The organism is Nocardia sp. 852002-51101_SCH5132738, from assembly GCF_001665695.1.
Lineage (GTDB): Bacteria > Actinomycetota > Actinomycetes > Mycobacteriales > Mycobacteriaceae > Nocardia > Nocardia nova.
In genome coordinates, this window is record NZ_LZML01000020.1 from 30563 (window position 1) to 55447 (window position 24885).

At 66.6% G+C, this 24885-nt stretch carries 23 protein-coding genes; 7 read left to right on the forward strand and 16 right to left on the reverse strand.

Annotated features, from left to right (window positions below; all coding sequences use genetic code 11):
- The first annotated feature begins 571 nt into the window (after positions 1–571).
- Complete coding sequence (locus tag A5789_RS02495; protein ID WP_064902519.1) at positions 572–3055, forward strand: iron-containing alcohol dehydrogenase; 2484 nt, start codon at positions 572–574, stop codon at positions 3053–3055.
- On the opposite strand, the gene A5789_RS35240 is transcribed toward A5789_RS02495, so the two are convergent.
- Positions 3028–3327 carry a hypothetical protein gene (locus A5789_RS35240; protein WP_228795478.1) on the reverse strand — a complete coding sequence of 100 codons (300 nt, stop codon included), beginning with the start codon at positions 3325–3327 and terminating at the stop codon, positions 3028–3030. The genes A5789_RS02495 and A5789_RS35240 overlap by 28 nt on opposite strands.
- 132 nt (positions 3328–3459) lie before the next feature.
- Complete coding sequence (locus tag A5789_RS02500) at positions 3460–4311, reverse strand: SDR family oxidoreductase (protein WP_063013208.1); 852 nt, start codon at positions 4309–4311, stop codon at positions 3460–3462.
- 133 nt (positions 4312–4444) lie between these two features.
- Here A5789_RS02500 and A5789_RS02505 point away from each other — a divergent pair, with 133 nt between their 5' ends.
- The gene (locus tag A5789_RS02505; protein ID WP_227463140.1) at positions 4445–5041 is read left to right on the forward strand and encodes a TetR/AcrR family transcriptional regulator; all 597 of its coding nucleotides are present in this window, start codon (positions 4445–4447) and stop codon (positions 5039–5041) included.
- A gap of 14 nt (positions 5042–5055) precedes the next feature.
- Positions 5056–6297 carry an NADH:flavin oxidoreductase gene (locus tag A5789_RS02510; RefSeq protein ID WP_227463139.1) on the forward strand — a complete coding sequence of 414 codons (1242 nt, stop codon included), beginning with the start codon at positions 5056–5058 and terminating at the stop codon, positions 6295–6297.
- A gap of 114 nt (positions 6298–6411) precedes the next feature.
- On the opposite strand, the gene A5789_RS02515 is transcribed toward A5789_RS02510, so the two are convergent.
- From A5789_RS02515 to A5789_RS02560, 10 genes are all read right to left on the reverse strand, one after another.
- Positions 6412–6630: a hypothetical protein gene (locus A5789_RS02515; RefSeq protein WP_063013214.1), complete on the reverse strand. Its 219-nt coding sequence runs from the start codon at positions 6628–6630 to the stop codon at positions 6412–6414.
- A gap of 33 nt (positions 6631–6663) precedes the next feature.
- A complete protein-coding gene (locus A5789_RS02520) occupies positions 6664–7944 on the reverse strand; it encodes an NAD(P)/FAD-dependent oxidoreductase (RefSeq protein ID WP_064902520.1) in 1281 nt (426 codons plus the stop codon).
- A 2-nt stretch (positions 7945–7946) separates the two neighbouring features.
- Positions 7947–8267 carry a 2Fe-2S iron-sulfur cluster-binding protein gene (locus A5789_RS02525; RefSeq protein WP_063013218.1) on the reverse strand — a complete coding sequence of 107 codons (321 nt, stop codon included), beginning with the start codon at positions 8265–8267 and terminating at the stop codon, positions 7947–7949.
- A gap of 10 nt (positions 8268–8277) precedes the next feature.
- On the reverse strand, positions 8278–9507 hold the full coding sequence (locus tag A5789_RS02530; protein ID WP_064902521.1) for a cytochrome P450: 1230 nt from the start codon (positions 9505–9507) through the stop codon (positions 8278–8280).
- Positions 9508–9539: 32 nt separating this feature from the next.
- Entirely contained in the window at positions 9540–10445 is a 906-nt protein-coding gene (locus A5789_RS02535) for an SDR family NAD(P)-dependent oxidoreductase (protein WP_193615625.1), read from the reverse strand.
- A 45-nt stretch (positions 10446–10490) separates the two neighbouring features.
- Positions 10491–11438 carry an SMP-30/gluconolactonase/LRE family protein gene (locus A5789_RS02540; RefSeq protein ID WP_064902523.1) on the reverse strand — a complete coding sequence of 316 codons (948 nt, stop codon included), beginning with the start codon at positions 11436–11438 and terminating at the stop codon, positions 10491–10493.
- A gap of 234 nt (positions 11439–11672) precedes the next feature.
- Positions 11673–12206, reverse strand: coding sequence for a VOC family protein (locus A5789_RS02545; protein WP_063013226.1), 534 nt, complete (start codon positions 12204–12206; stop codon positions 11673–11675).
- A 220-nt stretch (positions 12207–12426) separates the two neighbouring features.
- Positions 12427–13170: an ABC transporter ATP-binding protein gene (locus tag A5789_RS02550; protein ID WP_064902524.1), complete on the reverse strand. Its 744-nt coding sequence runs from the start codon at positions 13168–13170 to the stop codon at positions 12427–12429.
- A 2-nt stretch (positions 13171–13172) separates the two neighbouring features.
- Entirely contained in the window at positions 13173–15944 is a 2772-nt protein-coding gene (locus tag A5789_RS02555) for an ATP-binding cassette domain-containing protein (protein WP_064902525.1), read from the reverse strand.
- A gap of 38 nt (positions 15945–15982) precedes the next feature.
- Positions 15983–17227, reverse strand: coding sequence for an ABC transporter substrate-binding protein (locus tag A5789_RS02560; protein WP_063013232.1), 1245 nt, complete (start codon positions 17225–17227; stop codon positions 15983–15985).
- Between the two features lie 294 nt (positions 17228–17521).
- Between A5789_RS02560 and A5789_RS02565 the strand changes: the two genes are divergently transcribed.
- Positions 17522–18298: an IclR family transcriptional regulator gene (locus A5789_RS02565; protein ID WP_064902536.1), complete on the forward strand. Its 777-nt coding sequence runs from the start codon at positions 17522–17524 to the stop codon at positions 18296–18298.
- On the opposite strand, the gene A5789_RS02570 is transcribed toward A5789_RS02565, so the two are convergent.
- Positions 18263–18979, reverse strand: a complete 717-nt coding sequence (locus tag A5789_RS02570; protein WP_063013234.1) for a PadR family transcriptional regulator — start codon at positions 18977–18979, stop codon at positions 18263–18265. The two genes, A5789_RS02565 and A5789_RS02570, sit on opposite strands and share 36 nt — an antisense overlap.
- A gap of 104 nt (positions 18980–19083) precedes the next feature.
- Here A5789_RS02570 and A5789_RS02575 point away from each other — a divergent pair, with 104 nt between their 5' ends.
- Together A5789_RS02575 and A5789_RS02580 are read left to right on the forward strand one after the other, a co-directional pair.
- Entirely contained in the window at positions 19084–19431 is a 348-nt protein-coding gene (locus tag A5789_RS02575) for a hypothetical protein (RefSeq protein ID WP_064902526.1), read from the forward strand.
- Entirely contained in the window at positions 19424–20113 is a 690-nt protein-coding gene (locus A5789_RS02580) for a Dabb family protein (protein WP_064902527.1), read from the forward strand. The genes A5789_RS02575 and A5789_RS02580 overlap by 8 nt, the downstream gene beginning before the upstream one ends.
- A gap of 205 nt (positions 20114–20318) precedes the next feature.
- On the opposite strand, the gene A5789_RS02585 is transcribed toward A5789_RS02580, so the two are convergent.
- The 3 genes from A5789_RS02585 to A5789_RS02595 all read right to left on the reverse strand — a co-directional run bounded on the left by A5789_RS02585 (position 20319) and on the right by A5789_RS02595 (position 24026).
- Positions 20319–21818, reverse strand: a complete 1500-nt coding sequence (locus tag A5789_RS02585) for an FAD-binding protein (protein ID WP_064902528.1) — start codon at positions 21816–21818, stop codon at positions 20319–20321.
- Positions 21819–22058: 240 nt separating this feature from the next.
- On the reverse strand, positions 22059–23033 hold the full coding sequence (locus A5789_RS02590; RefSeq protein WP_082940426.1) for a LacI family DNA-binding transcriptional regulator: 975 nt from the start codon (positions 23031–23033) through the stop codon (positions 22059–22061).
- Positions 23034–23243: 210 nt separating this feature from the next.
- On the reverse strand, positions 23244–24026 hold the full coding sequence (locus A5789_RS02595; protein ID WP_064902529.1) for a hypothetical protein: 783 nt from the start codon (positions 24024–24026) through the stop codon (positions 23244–23246).
- A gap of 235 nt (positions 24027–24261) precedes the next feature.
- Here A5789_RS02595 and A5789_RS35250 point away from each other — a divergent pair, with 235 nt between their 5' ends.
- Positions 24262–24603 carry a nuclear transport factor 2 family protein gene (locus A5789_RS35250; protein ID WP_195063936.1) on the forward strand — a complete coding sequence of 114 codons (342 nt, stop codon included), beginning with the start codon at positions 24262–24264 and terminating at the stop codon, positions 24601–24603.
- Positions 24604–24885 lie beyond the last annotated feature (282 nt).

A 24885-nucleotide genomic window follows, 5' to 3' on the forward strand; every position in this document is an offset into this window, starting at 1 on the left:
CGATTGCGGACGGCCGTACATACGCGCCAACATGATCCGCATGCGCCTGCGTCCAACGCTCGGCGACGTCGGGGTGAGGTTGATGTGTAGTCACACGCTATTCGACATTGCCGCCGTGGCTAAGGTTCCGCCGGGGCGACAGCCGCACCCCGTTCACGCAGCATGCGCGGGCCCGCCTCGCGGACGGCAATTGGCTCGGTCTCGTCGAGATGGTCCTGTGGACCGGCAACGGTTACGGGCAGCCGCCCGTGACGAAGTGGTGCCCTGCGTCCGCAATATCGCCGACGCAGGGCGGCCGCTCGCCAAGATGAGGGCATCTCACACTCTCGGGGGCTCCGATCGTCCGCGGCGGTTGCAGAAGATCACGAAGACGAGCAAACGACCGGCCGGGATGCGACGAGCGATCGTGGTGATGGCCTCGGCCCAGCGGCAGCCGGGTGAGTGCCGTCGCGGCGCGGCATTGCCGATAGCAGGGCACAAAGACCGCAGTCAACGCCGCCGAGCGGGAGTACCGTCGCGAACATGCGCCTCGGATACCGAGGACACCGGCATCTCCACGCGAGGAGATCTCATGACCGATACCCGGAGCAGCCCAGCCTCCCAAGCCGTGCATCGCAGCGGTGAGACCGCCACCGCCGACGCCATCGCGCCGGGCGACACCGGCATCTCCCGGTACCACGAGGTGGACGCGATGGTCGACGCGGCGTCCGTCGCGGCGAAGGCATTCCGCAAACTCGACCAGCAGCAGGTCGACGCGATCGTGGCGGCGATGGTGCGCGCCGGGATCCGGTCGGCCGCCGAACTGGCGCGGGTCGCTATCGAGGAAACCGGCTTCGGCGTCTTCGAGGACAAGGTCGTGAAGAACTACATCGCCACCGAGTTCCTCTACGACTACCTGCGTGACAAGAAGTCCGTGGGAGTCATCGACGAGGACGTCGAGCGCAGCATCACGCGGGTCGCAGAACCGATCGGCGTGGTACTGGCCATCACCCCGGTTACCAATCCGACCTCCACCGTGCTGTACAAGGCGATCGTGGCGGCGAAGACGCGCAACGCGGTGCTATTCCGGCCCTCGCCGTTCGCCGTCCAATCATGCGAGCGCACCGTCGAGATCCTGCGCGCTGCAGCCGAGGCGGCGGGCATGCCCGCGGGCGCGTTGCAGGTCGTCCCCGACGCCGCCCATGAGGTGACCCATTATCTGTTCGGACACCCCGGGGTCGACTTCATCTGGGTGACCGGCGGCCAGAAGATCGTCGCTCTGGCCAACGCGGCCGGAAAGCCCACGCTCAGCGTCGGGCCCGGCAACGCGCCCATCTACCTGCATCGAACGGCCGACATCAAGGCCGCCGTCGTCGACATCCTCATCTCCAAGACCTTCGACGCGTCGGTGATCTGCCCGGCCGAGCAGACCTGCATCATCGACGACGCGATCTACGACGAGACCGTCGCCGAATTCGAACGGATGGGCGCATACCTGATCACCGCCGAGCAGGCCGAGTCGCTCGCCGATTTTGCCTTCGGGTGCGGCGAGAAGGCCAATCTCGAGGCCGTAGGCCGTGCGGCGCCCGACCTGGCCGCCCGCGCGGGATTCACCGTGGACCCGTCGATCAAGGTGCTGCTCGCTCCGCTGCCCGCAGATCTCGACCGGCTCGCCGAGCATCCGCTGGTGCGCGAGAAGCTGATGCCCGTGCTCGGGCTGGTGCGCGCCCGCGACGTCCAGCACGGCATCGACGCCGCCGTCCTGGTCACCGAACACGGTGGCCTGGGACACACCTCGGCCATCTACGAACAGCTGTTGAACATCAAGACGGTGTCCTACCGGCGCAGCCCACCGCAGTGGTTCCGGGTTCCGTCCAACACGTTCTTCAACGCGGGCGCGCTGGAGAACCTGCGCGACGTCGAGTGCGACAGCGTCGTGATCGTCACTGACGCGCTGAGCGAACAGCGCGGCGTGGTCGAGGAGTTACGCGGCAAGCTGCGCGCTCAGCACGTCAAGATATTCAGCGAGGTCGAGCCGGAGCCGGGCGAGGCCGCCATCCGCCGCGGCGTCGCGATGCTCGAGGCGTTCGGGCCCGATGTGCTCATCGCCGCGGGCGGTGGATCGGTGATCGACGCCGCGAAGGCGATCCGCCTGTTCTACGAGCACCCCGAGACGAATCTCGCGGACCTCACGCTGCCGTTCCTCGATCCCCGCAAGCGCATGGCCGACTATCCCCAGAGCCCGCACATGGTGCGGCTGGTGGCGGTGCCGACCACCGCGGGCACCGGTTCGGAAGTCTCGCCCGCGGCGGTACTGACCGTGGGCGATCACAAGGAGACCCTGGTCGACTACTCCCTGGTGCCCGACATGGCGATAGTGGACCCGCTGCTCTCCATCTCCATGCCGCGCACCCTGACCGTCGACACCGGCATCGACGCGCTCACCCACGCGCTCGAAGCGCTGGCCTCGATCTTCGCCTCGCCCTATACCGATGCCTTTTGTGTGCAGGCCGCGCGGCTGATCTTCGAGGCGCTTCCCCGCGCCTACGACGACCCGCACGATCTGGCCGCACGAACCGATATGTCCAACGCCGCCACCTTGGCCGGACTCGCCTTCTCGAACGCCTTCGTCGGCACCAACCACGCTCTGGCGCACGCCGTCGGCGCACGGTTCGGCATCGCCCACGGCCGCGTGAACGGCGTCTTCCTGCCGCACACGCTGCGCTACAACGCCGGCCTGCCGACCAAGTTCATGCCCGCCCCCGGCTACTCGGCCTACGTCGCGCCCGAGAAGTACGCCCAGCTCGGCCGGGTCGTCTTCGGCGGACACGAACCCGAGGAGAGCCGCCGCCGACTGTTCCAGGGGGTGCGAGACCTACTCGAGCGGCTGGCGGTGCCGCGCACACTCCGCCAAATCGGCGTCCCAGAGGACGAATTCCTCGCGGCGCTCCCGGAACTGGCGATGACCGCCTTCCAGGACCTGAGCAACCGCACCAATCCGCGGATGCCGCTGATCAGCGAGATCACCACCCTGCTCCGGCTCGGCTACTACGGGGACGGCGACCATGCCCGCTGACAGCGCCACCAAGGTCGTGCATGCCCCGGCGGCGCGGGTCCTCGCGAGGATCCGCGACATGCAAAGCCAGTCCGAGTGGATTGCCGAGATCGGGATCTCGCCTGCCACAATGTTCTGTTGGAAGGCACAGGTGCTCGTCGATGCATCGCGGCAAGCACCAGTGGGAAGATCCCCATCGAGGGCTTGTCGGCGATGAACGCCTGCGTCCCGGCGGCGAGCACGGTGAGTACCGACAGACCCGCGGCAGCCAGGGCACTCAGCCGTGGCACCATCAGTCCGATACCGCCTGCGACCTCCACGACACTCCGATGAAGACGAGCAGCCCGAGGGCTTTCTCGGACGAGGCACTAGAACCGGGCCCAGTCGGTGACCGGCAGATGCGCCGACGCACCCCTCCCACTCCGTCAGCGGGCGTCGAACCCGCGGAAACGCCGGAGGTAGCCGGCGATCTTCCGTACTGGCACGGCACGCGGCCAGTCGTCGGCCCGGAAATACGCGTCACTGCCACCATCGACGAAAACCACGCTGCCGCAGAGGAACCGCGCTGCATCGGACAGCATGAACAGCACCCAATCCGCCAGGTCGCCCGCGTCGCCGAAACCGCCGATCGGCACCGGGAACCGGCGGATGGCCGCGGCTTCCCGTGGAGTGGCGAGTTGTTTTTCCAGCAGCGGCGTCAAGATGGCGCCCGGCGCCAGCACATTGAGCCGGATCCCTTCGCCCGCCCAGGCGGCGGTGACGGCCTGGCGCCGGGCCCAGCGGCTCACCGCGATCTTCGACGCCGCGTAGGCGAACGAGGGCGCGTTCCGGCCGAATATCCGCACCACGCGCAGGGCCTTGTCGGTATCCCCCGCCAGCAGTGCGCGGATCGCGCGGCCGGGGACCGCGGGCGTGGTCGTGGTCGCGTTGCTGCCGAAGACCACTACCTTGGCATCGGTCGCCGCAGCCAACAGCGGCCGCCAGCCCTGCAGCAACTCGATCACGCCGCGATAGTTCACCTCGTAGATCAGGCGCGGGCGTTCCGCACCGGGAGCAGGGCCGACCCCGGCTGCCAGGACAGCACCGTCGAGGTGTCCGTCCGCTGCGGCGAGAACGCCATCGACAGCCGCGCGCCGGCCCTCGGCGGTGGACAGATCAGCGACCACGTCGGCGTCGCGCAGGTCGACCCCGACCACGGTGTGGCCATCTCGACGAAGTTTGTCCGCCACCGCTCGTCCCATTCCCGATGCCGATCCGGTCACGACATAGACACCCATCGCTTGCCTGCTTTCCGCTCTGCCTACTGCCACTTCTGCGACTCCGCGCAATATTGACACACTACGACAAAAATGGTGAACTGTGGCCATGCCCCCGAACACCGCAGCTCGGCGCGGGCGCGGGCGTCCGTCCGTGCTGGACACTCGGGCCGTCGCCGAATGCGCGCTTCACCTGTGGTCCGAACGTGGATACTCGACGACCAGCTGGAGCGATCTGGCCGATGCGACCGGCATCAGCGCCCGAACCCTGCTGCGTCACTTCTCGTCTCGTTCGGATATCGCCTACCTCGGTGTCGAGCCCGCCACGAGCAGGCTTCGCGATGCCCTCGACAACGCGACGGACAACGCCGACCCGTCGGCTGTCATTCGCGCGGCCGTCGTCGAATCGGTCTCGCACGACCCGGGGATCAGCCGGATCGCGCCGCGGTGGTTGCGCCTGATCTCCGCCGAACCGGAGCTGGCCGCCATCGCGCCGCTGGCCTACCGGCCGTGGATCGACACTCTGGCGACATACATATCCGGTGTCCTCCCGGATGCACCACTGGCGATCTGCCGCGCGCTCGCTACCGCCTACCAGGCCGCATCCTTCGCCGCACTGGTCGAATGGGCCGATGCCGGCGCAGAGGGCGACTGCGCGGATGTGGTCGACGAGATGTTGCGCTGGATGGATATTCACGCTCCCGTGGATGTCCGGGGCGACCGCAGCACTCCCGCCACCAACCAGTCCTGACAAGGAGTTCCACCATGTCCGTCACCCCGATGCCCGCGCCCGCACATCCAGATCCGCTGGCGCCTGCCACCCTCGGCCCGATCCGGTTGCGCAACCGCGTGATCAAGTCCGCCACCTTCGAGGGGGTCACCACCGACGCCCTGGTCACCGACGCGCTGATCGATCTCCACGTGGCGGTCGGCGCGGGTGGGGCCGGCATGACCACCGTCGCCTACCTGGCGGTCTCACCCGAGGGCCGCACCGAACACGATCAGATCTACTGGCGCCCCGAGGCACTTCCCGGATTGCGACGACTCACCGAGGCGGTGCATGCCACCGGCGCCGCGATATCCGCGCAGATCGGTCACGCGGGTCCGGTCGCCAACTCACGTTCCACCGGTCTGCCCTCGCTGGCCCCGTCGACGCGACCGAATCCGTTGTCGATGAGCCTGGATCGCGCCGCAACCGAAGCAGATATCCGGCGGATCATCGACGATCACGCCCGCGCGACACGGAACGCGATCGAGGTGGGATTCGACGCGGTGGAGGTCCACCTCGGCCACAACTATCTCGCCAGCTCGTTCCTCAGCCCGAAGATCAACCGCCGCAAGGATTCCTGGGGCGGCCCGCTCCACCGTCGCGCGGAGTTCGCCCGCCGAATTCTGCAGGCGGTCCGCGAGGCAGCGGACGGACGGATCGCGGTGCTGGCGAAAATGAACATGGCCGACGGCGTTCCCGGCGGTCTGTGGCTCGACGAATCCCTGGTCTTCGCGCGGATGGTGGAGAGCGACGGCCATGTCGACGCGTTGGAGCTGACCGGCGGGTCCTCGCTACTCAACCCGATGTATCTGTTCCGCGGCGATGTACCGATCCGCGAAATGGCCGAGACCCAAAGCGGTCTGGTGAAACTGGGCATGAAGATGTTCGGCCGCTTCGTGTTCGAGCACTACCCGTACGAACCCCTCTACTTCCGTGACTACGCACGCCAGTTCCGCAACGAACTGGACATGCCGCTGGTGCTGCTCGGCGGAATCACCGACCTCGCCGACATGAACACCGCGATGATCGACGGGTTCGAGTTCGTGGCGATGGCGCGGGCACTGCTGCGTGAGCCGGATCTGATCAATCGCATCCGAGCGGAGTCGTCGAAGACGTCGCTGTGCATCCACTGCAACCTGTGCGCGGCCAGCATCTTCACCGGTACGCGTTGCCCGCTGGTGAGCACCGACGACCGGAGCGATGTCAGCGACGAGAAGCCACTCGGTCTTCCCGTGTGACCACGTTCGAAAGATCTCCCATCGCCGAGGACCACTCGGCGATGGGATGATTCGACGAGGCCGAGGCCGAGCTACCGGCCCGCAATGGCCTTCCCGGCACGTGTGCAACGACGCTCAGGACCACAATCCAGCACACGGCAAAGGCGGCAGATCGCGGCACACGTCGTCGTCGACGGTGACCATGACATCAGGCGACAGCTGCGTCAGCGCGCACGCCACGTCGCGTGCCTGCTCAGCGCCCGCCTTGTAGTCGAGCCTCAACGCACCGGCTTCGATGCGGATGTGACGCAACCGCGACGCCACCCGAGGGCGGCTCGAGATCAGCTTTGCCATAACAGATTTCCGTACAATCGCGACGACACAGACCTAGCTCCGCGCCGGAGCCAGGAGCTTCTTGAGCGGAACCGCTGTGTCCGCCAGATCATTCGGCCCCGGCCGATGCCCGCGGCTCAGCGCCGATCGCAAGGCAACGAAATCCGCTGGGGAGTTGAGGCATTCGGCGGCGGTCAGCGCATCGTCGGTGAAGTACAGCGCTACCCGCCGATGCGGACGCTGCGGATCGGTACGAACGAGCATCGACGTGTGCCCACCGATGAGGCCGGCGATCTGCAACTTCTGATCGCCCTGATCCGACCAGAACCATGGGGTGGGCCGCTGCGGGCACGGTTGGCCCAGCAGCACCGCAGCAGCCGCATTGGCCTGCTCGACCGCATTGTCCACCGATTCGAGCCGGTAGCGAGCGCCGGACTCGGATACATGGGTGGCGCAGTCGCCAATGGCGAGAGTCCAGCCGTCCGAGGCCAGGCAGTGCCGGTCCACGAGGATGCCGCCGTCGCAGTCGAGTCCGAGTTGCTCGGCCAGCTCGGTCCGGGCCTCGGCCCCGATCCCCACGACGACCGTCGCCGCCGGGATTTCGCGGCCGTCGGCGAGCCGTACCGCGTGAATCCTGTTGTCGCGGTGCTCGATGGACACCGGCAGCGCTACCAGCACCACCTCGGTCGCCATCATTCGGTGAGCGGCGAGCAGTGCCTCGGCGGTGTCGGCGCCCACCGCCCGCGCGAGCAGCCGCTCCCCTGCCTCGATCACGGTCACGTCGGCTCCCAGTGCCCGCGCCGTGGCGGCGACCTCGAGACCGACGAAGCCGCCGCCGACGACCACGACGGGCCCGGCCGGCACCCGCGCGGCGAGCAGGCGGGCATCGTCGAGGTCGCGCAGCACCAGCACATCGGGATGATCCGCGCCGGGCAGCGGCAAACGCCGCGGACGCGCGCCGGTGGCCAGCACCAGCCGGTCGAATTCCCGGATCGAATTCTCACCGTCGTGCGTGAGCCGCACCTCGACGCCGGCCGGGGTGCGGCTCAGGTGCGTGACCCGGGCACCGACGATCAGTTCGATCTTCTGGTCGCGGTAATAGTCCGGTTCGCGCAACAGCACCGAGTCACCGGTGGCCTCACCCTTCAGCCACGCCTTCGACAGCGGCGGGCGCTGATACGGCAGATGCGGCTCATCCGAGATCAACGTGAGCTCACCGGTGTAGCCCCCGGCGCGAAGGCGATCGGCGAGCTGCACCCCGGCGTGTGCGGCGCCGACCACCACCACACTGTGGGGCGGCGCCTGCACATCGGTCCCGTCCTGCGATTCGGTCATCGTCAGACCTGCTCGTCGGGAATGATCACGTGCAGATCGACACCGTCGGACAACGTGAGCTGGCATGACAGCCGCGAGTTGTCCTCGCGATCGGAGGCCGTGCAGTCCAGCATCTCGTCCTCGTCCTCGGACGGATCGGCGAAGTACCCCCATTCGCCCGGCTCGAGATACACGTGGCAGGTCGCGCACGACAAGGTTCCGCCGCATTGGCCGACGATGCCGTTCACGCCGTTGCGGACCGCAGTCGACATCACCGAATCACCGACGGCGCCGTCGACGACACGCACCTGGCCGTCGGGCTGGGTGTAGAACACTTTGGGCATCGGCACGCTCCTACCAGGTGACCGGCAGATCGACGATCGGCTGGGTGAGGTTGTCGTTGTCGACGACCGCCTCACCGTGCAGTGTCAACCCGGGCAGCCGCTTGAACAGCTCGGCCAGCCCGACCTGCATCTCCATCCGGGCCAGGGGCGCGCCCAGGCAGTGGTGCAGCCCGTAGCTCAGCGTCAGATGCGGGTTGTTGCTGCGCCGGATATCGAAGACGTCGTCGTGTTCGAGGGCCACACCGTCGTGAGCCACCGCCGCCGGGTCGACCATCACGGCCTCACCGCGAGCGACCAGCTGACCGTCGATTTCCACATCCTCGGTGGCGACGAACGGCACGAGACCGCCACCACCGGCGACCTTGTCTCCCAACGCCATTCGACCGTGGCGCAGAATCTCCTCGACGGCGGTCGGCGCCATGCCGTCCGGATCCTGCAGGAACAACTCGAGCTGGTCGGGGTTGCGCAGCAGCGACAGCACACCGGCGCAGATGAAATTCGCGGTGTTGTCGAATCCGCCGATGATGAGCACCAGCGCGATCGGCAGAATCTCGCCGTCGGTGAGGCTGTCGTCCTTGTCGCGGGCATTGGCCAGATCGCTGAGCAGATCCTCGCGCGGGCTCTTCCGCCGTTCCTCGATCAGCGCCATCATGTACACGACCAGTTCGGTCATGTTGGCGACGACTTCTTCCTCGGGCATATTCGCCACCGCGAGGGTCGCCGAACTCCATTTCTGGAATTTCGGACGGTCCTCCGGCGGTACCCCGAGCAGGTTGGCCAGCATCTGGATCGGCAGGGCGACGGCATAGTCGTGCACCAGGTTGGTGGGCGCGCCCTTGGCGACCATCTCGTCGATGAGATGGTTGGCGAACTCGACGGCCGAATCCCGCATCGCCTTCACTCGCTTGGGCGAGATCGAGCGCTGGACGAGTTTGCGCAGTTTGGTGTGATGCGGCGGGTCCTCGAATTGCAGTGTCGTCCTGAGGAAGTCGGGGAATTCCACGAAGTAGGGCACCACCCGTTCGCCGGTGCGGAACGGTTCACGTACGAACCGGCCGTCACTGAGCATCTCGCGGGCGGCGGCGTTGCGGTGGATGACCCACACGTCGCCGCCGAACGGCATCGTCATCTTCGTCATCGGCCGCTCCGCGGCGATAGCCCGGTAACGATCGACGGCGTCCTTCGGCGGCACCGGCTCGAAGGGGTATTCGGTCGGGGTGACCGTTTCTGTCGTACTCATGAGCAAACTCCAGTCGGGGCTGTCGAAGGTGGTCAGGACACCGGCATCTGCGCCGGCGCGACGACCTGCGGCAAGGCATCGGGGGTGATCGCCATGACCTGGTCGAACCGCTCCGCAACGCTCTCGACTGTCAGGCCTGGGTCATGGATGCCGACGGTGTTGACCAGTGCCAGCCGGTTCACGATGCCGCCGGCCACGTTGAACACCTCACCGGTGACATCGCAGCTGGGGTGCAGAAGGTAGGCCACCACCGGTGCGATGTGCTCGGGCAGCAGCGAGGTGCGCATGTACTCCATGATTTCCGGCGACAAGGTGTCGGCGGCGGCTTCGGCCATGCGGGTACCCGCCCCGGGAGCGACGGCGTTCGCTTTGATGCCCTTGTCCAGCCCTTCGAGGGCGAGGTTGCGGGTCAGGCCGAACACCGCGCCCTTGGAGCCGCCGTAGTGCGACATCCCCGGATTGCCCAGCATCGCTTGCGAAATGGTGTTGACGATCCGCGGCGATTCGGCCCGCAGCAGATGCGGCCACGCCGCCCGGCATACACGCAGCGTGCCGAAGTAGTGGACGTCGAGGTGGCGTTGATATTCCTCGTCGGGCACCTCGTCGAACGGCGCGGTGCGGACGATGCCGGCATTGTTCACCACGCCGGTGAGACCGCCGAAAGAGGAGACCGCCGCGTCGACGAGGGCGCGGGCGCCGTCCTCGGTGGACACGTCCGCAGCGCACGCCACCGCTGTGCCGCCGGTGGCGGTGATCTCGTCGACGACCTGCGCGGCCGGATCGTCACCGTCCACGCCTGAACCGTCGATGCTCGCACCGAGGTCGCCGACCACGACCGAGGCACCGCGCGAGGCGAGCAGCAGCGCATGGGCGCGCCCGATGCCCCGGCCCGCGCCGGTCACGACGACGATGCGGTCGCTGAAATCCAGTGTTGCCATTATCTTTTCCTCGAGCTCTGTGAATTCGGTGGGCTTCGGACGGGATCAGGGACGGGTGTCGCCGCCGTGCTGCGGCACGTCCGCCACCCAGATGCCACCCAGCGCTTCCCGAGCGGACTTCTCGAAGTCGAAGACCTCGTAGCCGGCGGTCAGGTACAGGGTGCTGCGATCGGGACCGCCGAGCAGGCAGGCCGAGGCGATGCCGTTCTCCAGCGGCAGCGAGACGGCGTCGGTGATGCCTTCTTCGGTGAAACGCGCGACATATCCGCCGCCGGGCATGGCCGCCCAGACCCCGCCCTCGGCATCGAGGCCGATCCCGTCCGGCATGAACGGGCAGGTGGCGAACTCTCGCGGATTCGACAGGGTGCCGTCGGCGGCGCGATCCATCACGGTGATCTTGAAGGCCATCACCTCGGCGGTGTAGACCCGGGTCCCGTCGGCGCTGACGGCAATCCCGTTGGCGCACAACAACGGACCGACCTTCTCGGGAGTGCCGACGGTGCCGTCCGGTTCCACCACGATCAGAGGTGACGGAACGGGATCCTCGCCCTTGAACAGATCGAAGCCGAGCTGGGTGATGTAGGCGCGCCCGTCGGCGTCGACCACCATGTCGTTGGCCGCGGCCGAGCAGTGCTCGGAGATGTCGGCGTACACCGACAGGTCCTCGGGCCCGCCCCCGCCGTGGATCAGCACCAGCTTCTCGTGCATGGACACCACGATCAGCCGCCCGTCGGGCAGCCAGCCGAATCCGCCCAGCACGATCGGCACGTCGGTCTTCGCCGCCCGTGCGTTCGCGTCGACGACGACGGTGGCGTTGCCGTCCGCGTCGAGGGTCTTCAACGTTCCGGTGTACATGTCCGAGAACCAGAAGGTGCCCTCGTGCCAGCGCGGGCACTCCGGCCAGGAGTATCCGGTCGAGATCCTGCGGGCCTCGTAGGTCGGGGCTTGCGCCGCCGCGACGGCGGCGGCGACGGTGTCGACGGGATTGGTCATTGTGAGGCCCTCCAGCAACGGTGATAGGGACGGAAAGTCGGTGCAGCCGTGGCGTTCCCGGCTACACAGCACACGTGAGCCACGACTACCGCAGGGTGCGAAGGCGGTGGCCCGAGAGGCCCGGTGCACCCGGTTCACGGCGGTGAACTGGGTCACAAGCACGTGGCATGACAGGACGATAGGTTTCCGCGATCGGCGTCAGCCGACGCCCTCCCATTCAGCGGGAGAGGTCTGTCAGAACCCGTCCGCGTACCGTGCCGCGATGCGCTCCCACACGGTCGGATCGGTGCGGGGACCGCCCGGAGTGGACGCGCCGTAACGCTCGATCTCGGCGGCGAGATCGAGCGGAGCGGTCGGCGGAGTACCCGGCACCAGGGCCTGCTCGACACATTCGTCGGGCACCAGCCAGCACACCTCGAATTCGATCCCGTCGGGATCGCGCCCGTAGAGGGCCTTGGTGGAGCCGTGGTCGCCGGTGCCGGTCAAAGCCCTTGCCGCGGCGAGACGTTCGTGCAGCGCCGCGAGTTCGGCCAGGGTGTCCACCTCCCACGCCACGTGATAGAGGCCGACAGCGCCGGATACCGGCGTCGCGCGCTCACGGGCCTGGAACAGACCGAGATCGTGATCGTTGGCCGAGTCCGCGTGGCGCAGAAAGGCAGCGCCGGGAAATGCGCCGGGAAGCCGGCGGAACCCGAGTACACCCTCGTAGAAGTCCAGGCTGCGCTGTAGGTCCGACACGTACAGGACGACGTGGTTGATCCCGCGCATACCCGGCCCTCCTCGACACAACGCCACCGGCGCACACCAGGTGACAACGGTAGTACCGAAATCCTCCCTCGAACCTACCGGCGAACACGGATGCCGTCCCGTGGAGCGGAACAGTCGGGGTCGACCGATCCGCATCGCGACAGGTGTTTCGGCCGGCCACTGCGGCGACACCGATGTGCCCGGTCCGCACCGGTGCCGGCCGCGCATGGCGAGCTCCGGATCAGGAGACCGCCGTCGCGGCCGACTCCTCGATTGCCTCACCGAGATACGCCCGCTCGATTCGGCGTGGATCGGCACGCAGCGCTTCGGCGGTATCGGAATCCGCGACCGTGCCGTGCACCAGGATCGCGGCTCGGTCGGCGATTCCCAGCGCCAGGTGCACATGCTGCTCGACCAGTAGCACGCTCATGCCGTCGTCGGCGAGTGCACGCAGCACATCCAGGATTTCGCGGACGATGACCGGGGCCAGTCCCATACTGAGTTCGTCGATGAGCAGCACCTTGGGGCGCTGCAGGATCGCCCGGCCGATGGCCAGCATCTGTTGCTCGCCGCCGGACAGGCGCCCGGCGTCGACCGACAGCCGCTTCTCCAGGGCCGGGAAGTACTGCAGCACTTCGGGGATCGCCGTCCGGCGCCGGGCGCGCTCTGCTACGGCGAGACGCAGGTTCTGCCGGGTGCTCAACTGCCGGAACAAGGCCCGGTCGTCGGGCACCAGCACGACTCCGGCACGCACCGCGGCTCGTGGGCGTCCGCTCACGATGTCGGCGCCCTCGACCCGGATCTCACCGCCGGCGCGAGGCAGCAGTCCGGACAAGGTCGAGAGCAACGTGGTCTTACCCGCCCCGTTCGGCCCCAGCAGGCAGGTGATCTCCCCGGCGTGCAGATCCAGGTCCACACCGCGCAGGCACGGTCGCTGCTTGATGTAGCCGGCACTGAGGTCGCGACATTCCAGCACTGTTGTCATGGCTATGCCTCCTGCGTGGTCAGAGCGCCGGACTGCAATTCGGGCACTGCTTCGGAAGCCACTTCGACGGTGTCGGACGAGACGCCGAGGTAGGCGCGCAGCACCTCGGTATTCGTCCGGATCGATTCCGGTGGCCCACTGGCGATCACCGTGCCCAGGTCGAGCACGATCACCCGATCGCAGATGGTGAGTACCAGCTCCATATCGTGATCCACCAGCAGAATCGCGGTCCCGCTGTCGCGCACGGAACGCAACTTCTCACCGAGCCAACGGCTTTCGTTGTTGTCCAGTCCCGCGGCGGGTTCATCGAGCAGCGCCACCGCGGGGGCCGCGGCCAGCACGCGGGCCACCGAGACCAGTTGCCGTTGTCCCTGCGACAGCGAGGCCGCCGCGGCATCGGCCATGTCCCCGAGTCCGAGGACGGCCAGTGTGCGCGAAACCAACTGGGCAACCGGAAGTTTCGACTGTGATCGGGCGGCGCCGACCCGGACGTTCTCCGCGACGGTGAGATCGTCGTAGAGTTCGACATCCTGGAAGCTGCGGCCCAGTCCCGATCGAGCGCGGGCATGAGGCGGTGCACCGGCGATGGCGGTGCCGTCCAGGGTGATGGCACCACTCGCCGAGGCAAATCCGGTGACGGCATCGATCAGCGTGGTCTTGCCGGCGCCGTTGGGCCCGATCAGGCCGACGATCTCACCCGGGAACACCTCGAAGGTGACATTCGATACCGCGGCCACCGCACCGTAGGACACACTGACGCCGTCGACCGACAGCAGCGGAATGTCGGTGTCGCGCGGCGTCACGGCATCGGTCACCTCCACCCCGCCGGACGAGGTGCGATCGCCGCGGCGCGGCGCAGGCCACCGAACCCGCGGCAGGCGACTGGCGATGCCGTCGGGATTGGTCATCACCGTGATGATGAGCAGAATTCCACTCAGTACGGCGTAGTAGTCACCGATGTGCAGGAAGCGGTCGACCAGCAGGTAGATCACACCGCCCGGAGCCATGAGACCGGCCAGGATCGCGCCCGTGATCGAGGTGACGCCGGCGACGTACATGATGGCGAACAGCCCGATGCCGGCGAACACCGCGAACGGCTCCGGCGTGGCAAGAGTCTGTTGATAGCCGAGCAGAGCACCCGACAACCCGGCGATGAAAGCGCCGATCGCGAAGGTGATCAGTTTGGTGCGCGACACATCGATGCCCGCGGCCGCCGCCGAACGTTCGTTGGCGCGCACGGCGAGCATGTCGGTACCGAGGCTGCTGCGGCGCAACCAGGCGACACCGAGTCCGGCCATCGTCAGTACCGCCAGGCACAACACACCGAACGCGATGCGCGGATAGGCATGTCCCGCACCGATTCCGAGGTCGATGCCGAACAGCCGGGGATTGTCGATCGGCGCACCGGCGACACCGCCGTTGAGGTCGGAATTGCGGAACCAGAACGCTTCGACGAAGACTGCGAGCGCCAGCGTGACCACGGTGAGCGGCAGGCCACGCACTCGGAGCGCCGGCAGGCCGACCACCACGCCGACGAGGGTCGCGAACAGGGCGGACAGGATCGGCGCGAACGGAAACGGGATCCCCAGGTGCTGGTTCAGCACGCTCAACGCATAGGCCGAAACACCCGCGAGGGTGAGCTGAGCCAGCGAGATCTGACCGGCATATCCGGTGACCACGACCTGCGACAGGGCGAGCACGCCGAAGATGATGCTGCTGACGACGGCGGCCCGGTAGCTGCCGGACGTCGCGGTCAGCGCCACCACGGCGACCACCAGCGACAGCATTGCGGGGATCGCTATGTGATCGGGTCGCGGGGCGCGTCCGAGTGCCTTGCGCACCACACTGCCACGATCGGGCAGCGGACGTCCCTTCACGACCAGGAATCCCAGGATCAACAGCAGCGAGATCGCCTCGGCGGTACCGGATTTCGGCATCCAACTGTAGAGCCCCTGGAGATTGGTGGCTTCGGCCTGCAGGGCACCGATTACGATGCCCGCGGCAACGGTCAGCCAGATCGAACTGAAATTGCCCACCAGGGTGGCTGCCAGCGCCGGCACGATGAACATCGAATAGGCAACAGGATTCAACGCCACCAGCGGCGCGATCAGAATGCCGCCGAGGCCCGCGACCACCGAGGACAGCGCCCAGTTGCTGAACGCGATCCGGTCCGGGGACAATCCGGTCAGGTAGGCGCCCTTCTCCGATTCGGCGGCCGCCTCGGTCGCGACACCGAAGCGGGTGAAGCGGAACACGACCGTCGCGACGATCGCGATGCCGATGATCGAGGCCGCGAGCCAGATCCGGTCGGTGGGCACGGTTCGGTCCCCGATCCGGAAGGTGTCCAGGGCGAAAATCGGCTGGACGGCAACGAGTCCGGTGCCGACCCGCTGCGCGATCAGCGCCTGGATCACGATCATCAACCCGATAGATGCCACCGCCTTCGCCACCACCGACGCGGTCCGCATGGGCCGGAACACCAGCGCGTAGCAGAGGACGCCGAGGACGGCGGCGAAGACCAGAGAGATCGCCATGGCCGGGATGACACCCAGGGGCCCACCGAGATGGACGGACTTGGGCAGTCCCGGTATCGGAACCAGCAACTCCCCCTTGCGGAGCAAGGCGTAGGTGTACGCGGTGTACAGCGCGACCGTGCCGGTCGCGAAGTTCACCACACCGGAACTCTTGAACGTCATTACGAGCGCGAGTCCGATGGCCGCGTACACAGCCCCGTTTCCGAGGCCGAGCACGAGGTAGGAAAGATGGTCTGTCATGGCGATCTCTCTGGCCGAATCCCGTTGTTACCCTTGACCTATCCGGTCACTTCGAGGTCCACCGGGACACCTTTGTCGTTGATCTTGCCGATCAGCATCTGATGCGAGCAGATCGACGGCATCTGCGGCACGGCGGTGCCGTTGCAGGTGAACGTGATCCCGCCGCCGGCCGGCATCTCGACGTTCTGGGCCGTCTTCAACGCCTGCTTGATGCCCGCCGCATCGGCCTGGCCCTGCAGATTCTTCGTGGCCCCGACGAGGGCCATGACGAGCTGGTAGCCGGAGGACGCGGCGCCGGTGACGTTCAGATCCTTCGCGTACTGCTGCAGCACGGAGCGGTAGAGCACCGAATCCGGGCGATCGGACAGGTAGTCGGTGGCGGTGATGCCGATGCTGCCCTTGACCGTGTCCATCCCGATGATGTTGGTGACCGAGGGATCGAGGCACGTCGGGATGTAGACCTTCTGCACGTTCGGATCGGCGGTCTGGATCGCCTTGTACACCGAGGTGCAGGTTCCGGCATCGGCGATGACGCTGACACCGTCCGGCTTGGCGGACAGTCCGGAGGTGACCAGCGGAGTCGGGTCCGGCACGCCGAGGGCGATCGGCACCACCTTCAGGTCGACGCCGGCCCCCTGGAAGATCGGAGCGCCCATCGCGTTGATCATGGCGCCGATACCGCCGCCGTCACTGGCGAAGATGGTGAACGTCTTCATGTTCTGTTTCTTGGCCGCCTGCGCCATCGCGGTGATCGTGCCGGGCAACCCGGCCGACAGCGACGATGATTCCGGCGAGGCCAGCTCCACCTGCGACACACCGTTGAGGGTGACGTAGGGGATCCCCGCCCCCGCGACGATCGGCACGATGGCCGGACCCTGCGAGGTTCCCGGCGACAGGACGGCCGCCACCTTCTGTTCGACCAACTCGTTGGCGCACTTGGTCGCCGAGGTCGGTTCCTCCTGTTGCTTGCACACGACCAGGTCGATCGGATGCCCGGCCAACCCACCGGCGTTCTTGTTCACATACTGGACCGCGGCCTCGGCCCCCTGACGCATTTCCGGAATCGAGACGACCGCGCCGCCCTCGGTGGAGACGAACCCGATCTTCACCGGTGTACCGGAGGCCGGGTTGTCCGGCAGCGATGTGGTCGAGGCACCGGCGATCGCGCTGTTGTTCGAGGTGTCGTCGCTGCTACATGCACTCGCGCCCAAAGCCCCTATCAGGGCCAATGCGCTGAATCCGGCAAGTGTTCGCCGGTGGCGAGCAAGTCCGCCAAGTTTCATGATCCGAGATCTCCTTCTGCGAGGAGGAGCCACGCCGAGTGTTCGTCGGCACACCGGGCTCCTCGCATGATGTGCATCACATATCGATGTCAGCGGCGATTATGTGCGGATCGGACACCCGGTCGCGGACGGCGGTTCCCGTTCACCGGGACAACGGTTCGCAGAAATTTCGGCACACCTGCCACGACGGCAGCAAACTCCGTGACCCGCTTCACAGATCGGCGTCGATGTGCCACTATTTTCTAATCGAAATAGGCACGTCAGATCGTCGCCGTGGTCAACGAGGAGCACAGCATGACCGTTACGCAGGAGATTCACGCGGCCGAGGCAAACACCCCCAGCAATATCCTCGACCGGTTGACTCTCGTCCTCGACGCCTTCGACGGACACGAAAGTCTCGGTCTGACCGAGATCGTGTCCCGGACCGGACTGCCTCGCTCGTCGGCGCACCGGATGCTCGATCGGCTCGTCCGCCTGCGCTGGTTGCAGCGCCAGGGCCGCAGCTACAGCCTGGGGATCAGGCTCGTCGAGCTCGGCTCGCTGGCCGTCCACCAAGATCGGGTGCACGCCGCGGCGCGCGAACACCTGCATCACCTGTACCGCGCCACCGGCATGGTGGTGCATCTCGCGGTGCTCGACGGCGCCGATGTGGTGTACCTGGACAAGATCGGCGGCCGGCTGGCCGCGCAGGTTCCGACGCGCATCGGCGGCCGCCTGCCCGCCGCCCGCACGGCATTGGGCAAGGCTTTGCTGGCATACGACAACCACGCCGAACCGGGCGGCGAGGTGGTCCGGCAGCTGGGTTATGCCGTCGAACGAAACGGCGCACCGACCGGGTTCGGCTGTATCGCCGCTCCGATCGGGGAGGTGGGTGAGGCCAGGACCGCAGTGTCCATCTGCGGTCCGCTCAACAAGATGTCGTTCGACAGCCGCATGACCACGCCGGTGCAGCTCACGGCCGCCGCCATCGTGCGCAGCCTCAACGCCGGCCGGTTCGTGACTCCGACGTTGCAGCGCAGGAACATCTTGCGATCGCTACCGACCGCGCCCTCCGTTCTCGCCGAAGGCTGACTGGTCGGTTCCGGTCTCCGCGTCCGGATCGTCAGCGCCCACAGCACGCCAACTTCCGGGATGACGCGGCACCGGAAGTCCGAATTCGTCGGTGACGACCGAGGAGCGATAATGCTCGGCCGCAGCATCGATATCCGCGAGCAGCTGCTCGGCCAGCTCGATCTCGGCTTCGAAATAGCGCTGCGACCATCGCAAACTCATCTGCGTGAACGACCATCCCGGCTCCGGATCCGACCGGTCGGCGTGCCGTCCCGCTCGCCGCGCGCGCTCGCGAAGGTTGTCGATATGGGTCCTGACGATGCGCTTCAACTGCTCCGGATCGTGCAGATGACCCATCCAAAGGCGAAGCATCACACCATGTTTGAGCACCGGCATGTCCACGTCGGCATCGCGCGACCAGTTACGCAGCGCGCGCAGCCCGTCCTCGGTGATGCGATACAGCCGCCGGTTGCGCACGCCCTCGTCCGCGACCAGTCGGGACTGCACCAGCGACAGGTCCTCGAGCTTCTTCAGTTCGCCGTAGATCTGGCTTACCGACGGACTCCAATAGAAGAATCCGATACTCCAGTCGGCCCATTTCTTCAATTCGTTGCCGGTCAATTCCTCACCGAATGACAACATCCCCAATACTGCCCAGCTGGTGGCGGGCAAGTTGGGGAAAGAATCGACGTCAGCACCCATAATCGCCGAGCTTACAAGGCATTCCGGACCCATTGCCCCCGGCCGCTCCCGGCTGACGGGAACGAGATCACCCACTCGGCGGCGCACCACTTACGTTGAACACCATGAGCGACAGCACCATCTACATCATCGACCGGATAGTGCTCAAACCCGGCCACGCGCGCGCTTTCATCGACGCGTATTTGAGCGAATACGCCCCCGGCGCGCGGGAACGCGGTCTGACCTTGGACCGCGTCCTGGTCAGCCCGCCGGCCTGGATCGATGCGGAGAGCAATGTCGTCACCGCGACCTGGACCGTCGAGGGCCCGCAGCAGTGGTGGGCCGCGGCAGTGAAGGGACGCCACGATCCGGTGTACGCCCATTGGTGGCAGTCGGTCTCCCCCATGATCGTCGAACGGTCCCGGTCCATGGCCGCCGCGGCCGATGTCGTAGAAGGGCTGTGCCATGTATAAGGTGACCCGACTACTCCATCTGGACGACACCGCGGACCGGGCGGCGGTACTACGCACCATCACCGCCGCGGCCGATTCGATTCCCGCTCGGTACACCCTCGTCGCGCCCACACTGCCCGGAGCACGCAACGGCGGGGACCTTCTCGTCCACCTGCAATTCGAGTCGGAATCGGAATGGTCGCGCTGGCGGGCACCGATCGACGCGGCGACCTCCGGCAGCTCCGTTCACCACGTCGATGCCGCCGAATATCGCGGTGGATCGCCCGGGCAGGACCGGGCGGGACGCCGCAACTCGTCGAGCCCGGCCTCGGTCTATCGGACGTTGCTGTTACGCGTGGACGATTCCGCTTCGCCCGCGGAACTCGGGCGGTTCGAACACGCGATGCTGCAGATGCCCGTACATCTGCCGGGAATCCGGGCGTGGCAGCTCAGTCGCGTCGCTCACGCTTCCGGAACGTCGGCCTGGACCCATGTCTGGGAGCAGGAGTTCGCCGATCTCGACACACTGCTCGGGCCCTATATGAATCATCCGGTGCACTGGGGACATGTGGACCGGTGGTTCGATCCGGAGTGCCCCGAGCAGCTCGTCAAAGACCGTGTGTGTCACAGTTTCTGTGCGATGTCGGCGCCGGTCATCACCGACACGACGCCGGCGGCACTGTCAGCGGCGGAGGAACGCTAGAACCGCCGCTTCCCACGCTTCCTGCTGCTTGATCATCACCCAGTGCCGCAGTTGGGGAAGATGTGAATCTCTCCGTTGGGGCAGCATGCGTATCGGAAGCAAGGCCATGTCCACCGGGCTCGCACGGCTTTAACCCGCTTTCCCGGTGAGCGGCACACTCCCCGGCACGGCCCGATCCCCTCCGGCACCGTCGGGGAGGCCGGCCTCAACTGGTCATCGGGCTCCGCGAGTGAGACGAATCCGCTTCTCCGCCGGCCGAGAACGCCGCATGCCGACCGGCCCGGCGGCCGAAATACGACCCCGCACCCAGCTGTGTACCGCTGGCGTACCCCTTGCCGTCTTGAGCCAGCGTGGAAGCACAGGCGCCGGCTGCGTACAGACCCGCAACGGTGGTCCCGTCCGGGCGCTCGACCTGTCCGTCGACGGTCGTCCGTAGTCCGCCGAGGGTGAATCCGGCATAGGACGCCACGCCCAGCGACAGGTTGAATGCCGCCCAGGGACCGCGGTCCTGCGCCTCCAGATACTCGGGCCGCTTGCCGAATTCCGGGTCGGAGCGCTCGGCGGCGTGCGCGTTGTAGGCATCCAGCGTCCGCTGCAGATTGCCCGGCGGAATGCCGAGCGCGGTCTCCATCTCACCGACCGTCTCCCACCCGTCGATGAACGGCACCAGTTCGAAATCCCGCTTCGCCAAATGCGATTCGTCCAGGATGAGGAATGCCTTCGCATCCGGCTGTTCCAAGACGAATCCGGCGGTGCGGGCGTGATAGGAGTCTTCGGCGACGAACCGCTCCCCCTGCGCGTTGACGATGATTCCGGTGAGGTGCCGGGCAGGCGGGTACACCGGCGCCGTCACGAAACACTGGTCCATATGCGCGGTGGCAGCCCCAACCGACATACCCATCCGGATACCGAGGCCGTCGTCGAACGACGAGCCGAGCGGATACGGTTTCTCGGCAAGCTGCGGCACGTATTGCCGCACCATATCGGGATTCATGACGAAACCCCCGGCGGCGAGGACCACCGCACGCGCCTTCACGGCCCCGGATTCCGCGAACCGTTTCCAGCGCACTCCGACCACGGCTCCACTCTCATCGCAGATCAGCTGCTGTGCTCCGGTTTCGTACCGGATCTCGACACCGAGTTGCTCGAGCCGCTGCACCAGTAGACCGGTCACGAGCGCCGCTCCACCCGTGTCACCGGCCACGGGCACTTTGTGGCCGCGCGGCGCGGGGACAGCCAGTTCGCAGAAGGGCCATACCTTTTCGTTGCCGGTGTACATCAAGCCTTGGGTCCCCGGCTGAATGACGGCCTTCTCCGGATAGAAGCTCCGCTCGAAGCGAAAGCCCAGACCTTCCAGCCACTCGAAATGCGCCACACTGTCGACGCAGTAATCGTGGATCTTGCGCACATCGGGTTCCCGCGAAACGGCCGTGAGGTATTTCTCCATTTCCACCGCGGAGTCGGTGTGTCCGGTGGCGGTCTGCACCGCGGTGCCGCCGCCGAGATAGAAATGGCCGCCGGCCATCGACGATGTACCACCGCCGGCCGCAGCCCGCTCGAATACCAGTACGTTCGCGCCGTGTGCCGCGGCCTCCGCCGCCGCGCATCCCCCCGCGATGCCCAATCCGACGACGATGACATCCGCTTGCCCGGTCCAGTCCTCGACGTCGGCCGCGGGAACGACTGCAGGAATTTCTGTTCGCATATCCGGTAAGAGTGGCTGAGCCCGTGCCCGCGGCGCATCGCATTTCCCGCCGAGCGGAATACGGCCGGGGAAGGCGCCCGGAAAACACAGCAGCCACCCTTCACGAAACATGCCTAACTATCTCGTGTTAGTACGGCTGGGCTCCAATGTCGGTAGCAACGCCCCGGTCTACGCTCCGGGTTCGGGACGTTCGATGTGGAGTTGCGCGATTACACTGCAGCACAACGCGATTAGCGGTGACTAGCTGGACTCGCGACGGATCATCGTCATGGTCGGCAACGCCGGCTCCGGCGCCGCGGCGAGTTCACCGGCGGCGTGCAATGCGAGGTCGGCGGTATATCGAGCCACCCCTGCCGCGTCCATCCGCACACTCGATAGCGAAGGTACGAACACAGCCGCCAGTCGGGTGTCGTCGTGACCGATCACCGCCAAGGGTGCCGGGACACCGATACCAGCCCGCATCGCAGCACCGACAACGATCGCCGCCACGGTGTCGTTGTAGGCCACGACGCCGGTGACACCGCTGTCACGCCAGGCCAGGACACTCGTCACGGCCGAGGCCTCTCCCGTGCCGACTTCACGAACGTCGAGCGGTTCGAGCCCCAACCGCTCGGCTGCCCCCTGCGCGGCTGCCACTCGCGCGGCGACGAGATCTGCGAGTCTCTCCTCACGGCCGGTGGCATAGGCCAGCCGCCGATGCCCCAGGGAATAGAGGTGCTCCACCTGCAACCCCACCCCCGCGACAGCCGCCTCCGAGCGCCCTACCGTTCCGATGACAACTCGGCGGACCCCGCTGGCCCGCAACGAATCCTGTTCTTCCGCATCGAAATCGGCCAGACCGATCACCACGTCGGGGGTGACCGACTCCCAGAGCGGCCGGGAGCGATCCGCCGCCCGGCGGGTGTAGGTGATCAGCGAATAGCCGGCTCGATCCAGCGCACAAGCCATTTCGTCGACATACTCCGCCATACTGTCTTCGACCGGCCAGTCGGGCAGCACCAACAGCACCAGGCGACTACTGCCACGGCGCAATGTCTGCGCCGCTCGGTTGGGCCGGTATCCGAGCCGCTCGGCTTCGGCCAGCACCCGCTGCCTGGTCTTCTCCGGAATCGTCTGCCCGGGAGTGTTGTTGAGGACGAACCCGACAGTCGCGCGCGACAGTCCGAGTGAACGGGCAACATCGGTCGCGGTCACACGCTGCTTCGCAGACGGCATCCGCATCACCTCCCGGACCGGTTCGGCGAACGGGTATTCACCGGGTCGCGCGATCATACGCTAGCACGTGCGAGGAGCGCGGACCGGATCTGTCCGCGGTTCGGAAACGCCCTGCCGCCGCACCGGACGCGTGCGTGAGGAGTCGTACCGGAATCGCCTCGGCCAATCCTCCGGACTGTCTGGACGACAACTCGGCGCTCCGCATCGCCGCTACCAGTCCTGCCAAGGAACGATCGAATGCACCGGCGCGGCGAACAGCACCTCCTCGGCCTCTGGACAGGGGGCACCACGGCCCGCCGCGTCCCATTCCCGCTCATGCTCGGCAAGTTCGCTCGACACCGTCTCGGGATCGCCGTCCAGATACAACAGGCGAATCCGCAACGCACCGCTGGAATACTCTCGCCGTGCCTCCCCGAGCGGCAGTGTCGGATGCGTCTGCACCGAATGCAGGGCGAACGACCACGCGCCCGCCACCCCGGGACACCCCAGCAGATCGGGGATCCGCACCCGATCCTGCCAGCGAAACTGCTCGTGCGCGGGCACACCGTGCGGGTCGGCCAGATATGTGAGGGTGACGTGCAGCCCGCGGTTCGGCCGGAACGGCAGCGCGTCGGCCGACACCAGAACCCGTGGTGCCACATAGCCTTTCACCGGAGTGAAGAACGCCAGCAGGGACCGCCGGATCCCCGGCAGAATCGGGCCCCGCCCCCACTGGAAGGAGTCTTCACCCAGCTTGGTCCATTCGGCGATACTCTGCTCGTACGGCGGCCGGAACCAATACATGGCCATATAGTCGGTACCGGCCAGCTCCCCCGCGGCAGTCCCGAGCTCTGCGCCGCGGTCTCGGCGGCGGGCCCAGCGATCGCCCCACGCGACCCCTGGTAGCAGCAAATTCTCCGGCCGGTGATCCAGCTGATGCCATTCGTTGTATTCCCGATGCCTGTCGGGATCGGTCAGTTCGATGAACGAGAAGAACGCCCGCTCCGAAAACACTTGCCCACCTCCGAGATGTCGATTTCGGTCACTCGCGACCACGCAACGCTAGGAGCTCGGCGCCCGCAGATCGTCGAGCCATTCCATCCATCGGGAAAGCCGTGCCGCCGGCGCGGCGAACCGAAGCGACGTCTCTTCGTTTCGCTCACCGAGAGAAGACACGAAGACCGCCGGGCCGGCCTCCCTACGATGCCGCCATGTACTTCTCATGCCTTCCGACCGGAATCGTGGGCCGATGACAGCTGAATCCGACGCTATTGCCGATGTAGTGAATCGATACGCTTACGCACTCGACGACCGAGATTGGCGCCGCCTCGACGAAGTGTTCGCCCCCGACGTCGTCGTTCGATACGGCAGTCCCGACGCGCCGGCGATCGAAGGGCGGGTGGCCACCGTCGCGATGATTCGATCGTTCCTCGACCACTGTGGACCTTCTCAACATCTGTTGGGCAACATGATCGTCGACATCGACGGAGATACCGCATCCACAACCTGCACGGCCAGGGTCTTCCACATGGGAGCAGGCCCACACCCCGACAAGACGTACGAATGTGCGGGGTCTACCGAGACACGCTGACCCGAACGGCAGCAGGATACCGAATCACCGAACGCGTCTTCGATATACATTTCGAACTGGGAAGCCGGGAAGAGGTTCTGGGTGCCCAGCGTTCCCCCGCACCGCAGCAGTCGTTTTCGTTCACGAAGATCTTGGTGAATGATCTCGAAGCCCAATTCTCCTTCTATTCGACAGTTTTCGGTCGCACGGAAAAGACTCGCTGCGAGGTCAAGTCCAAACGGGTGGTGTATCGGGTGATTGCCGCGTGATCCTGTTCGATCAGGCGGTCAGTGCAGGGGTGGG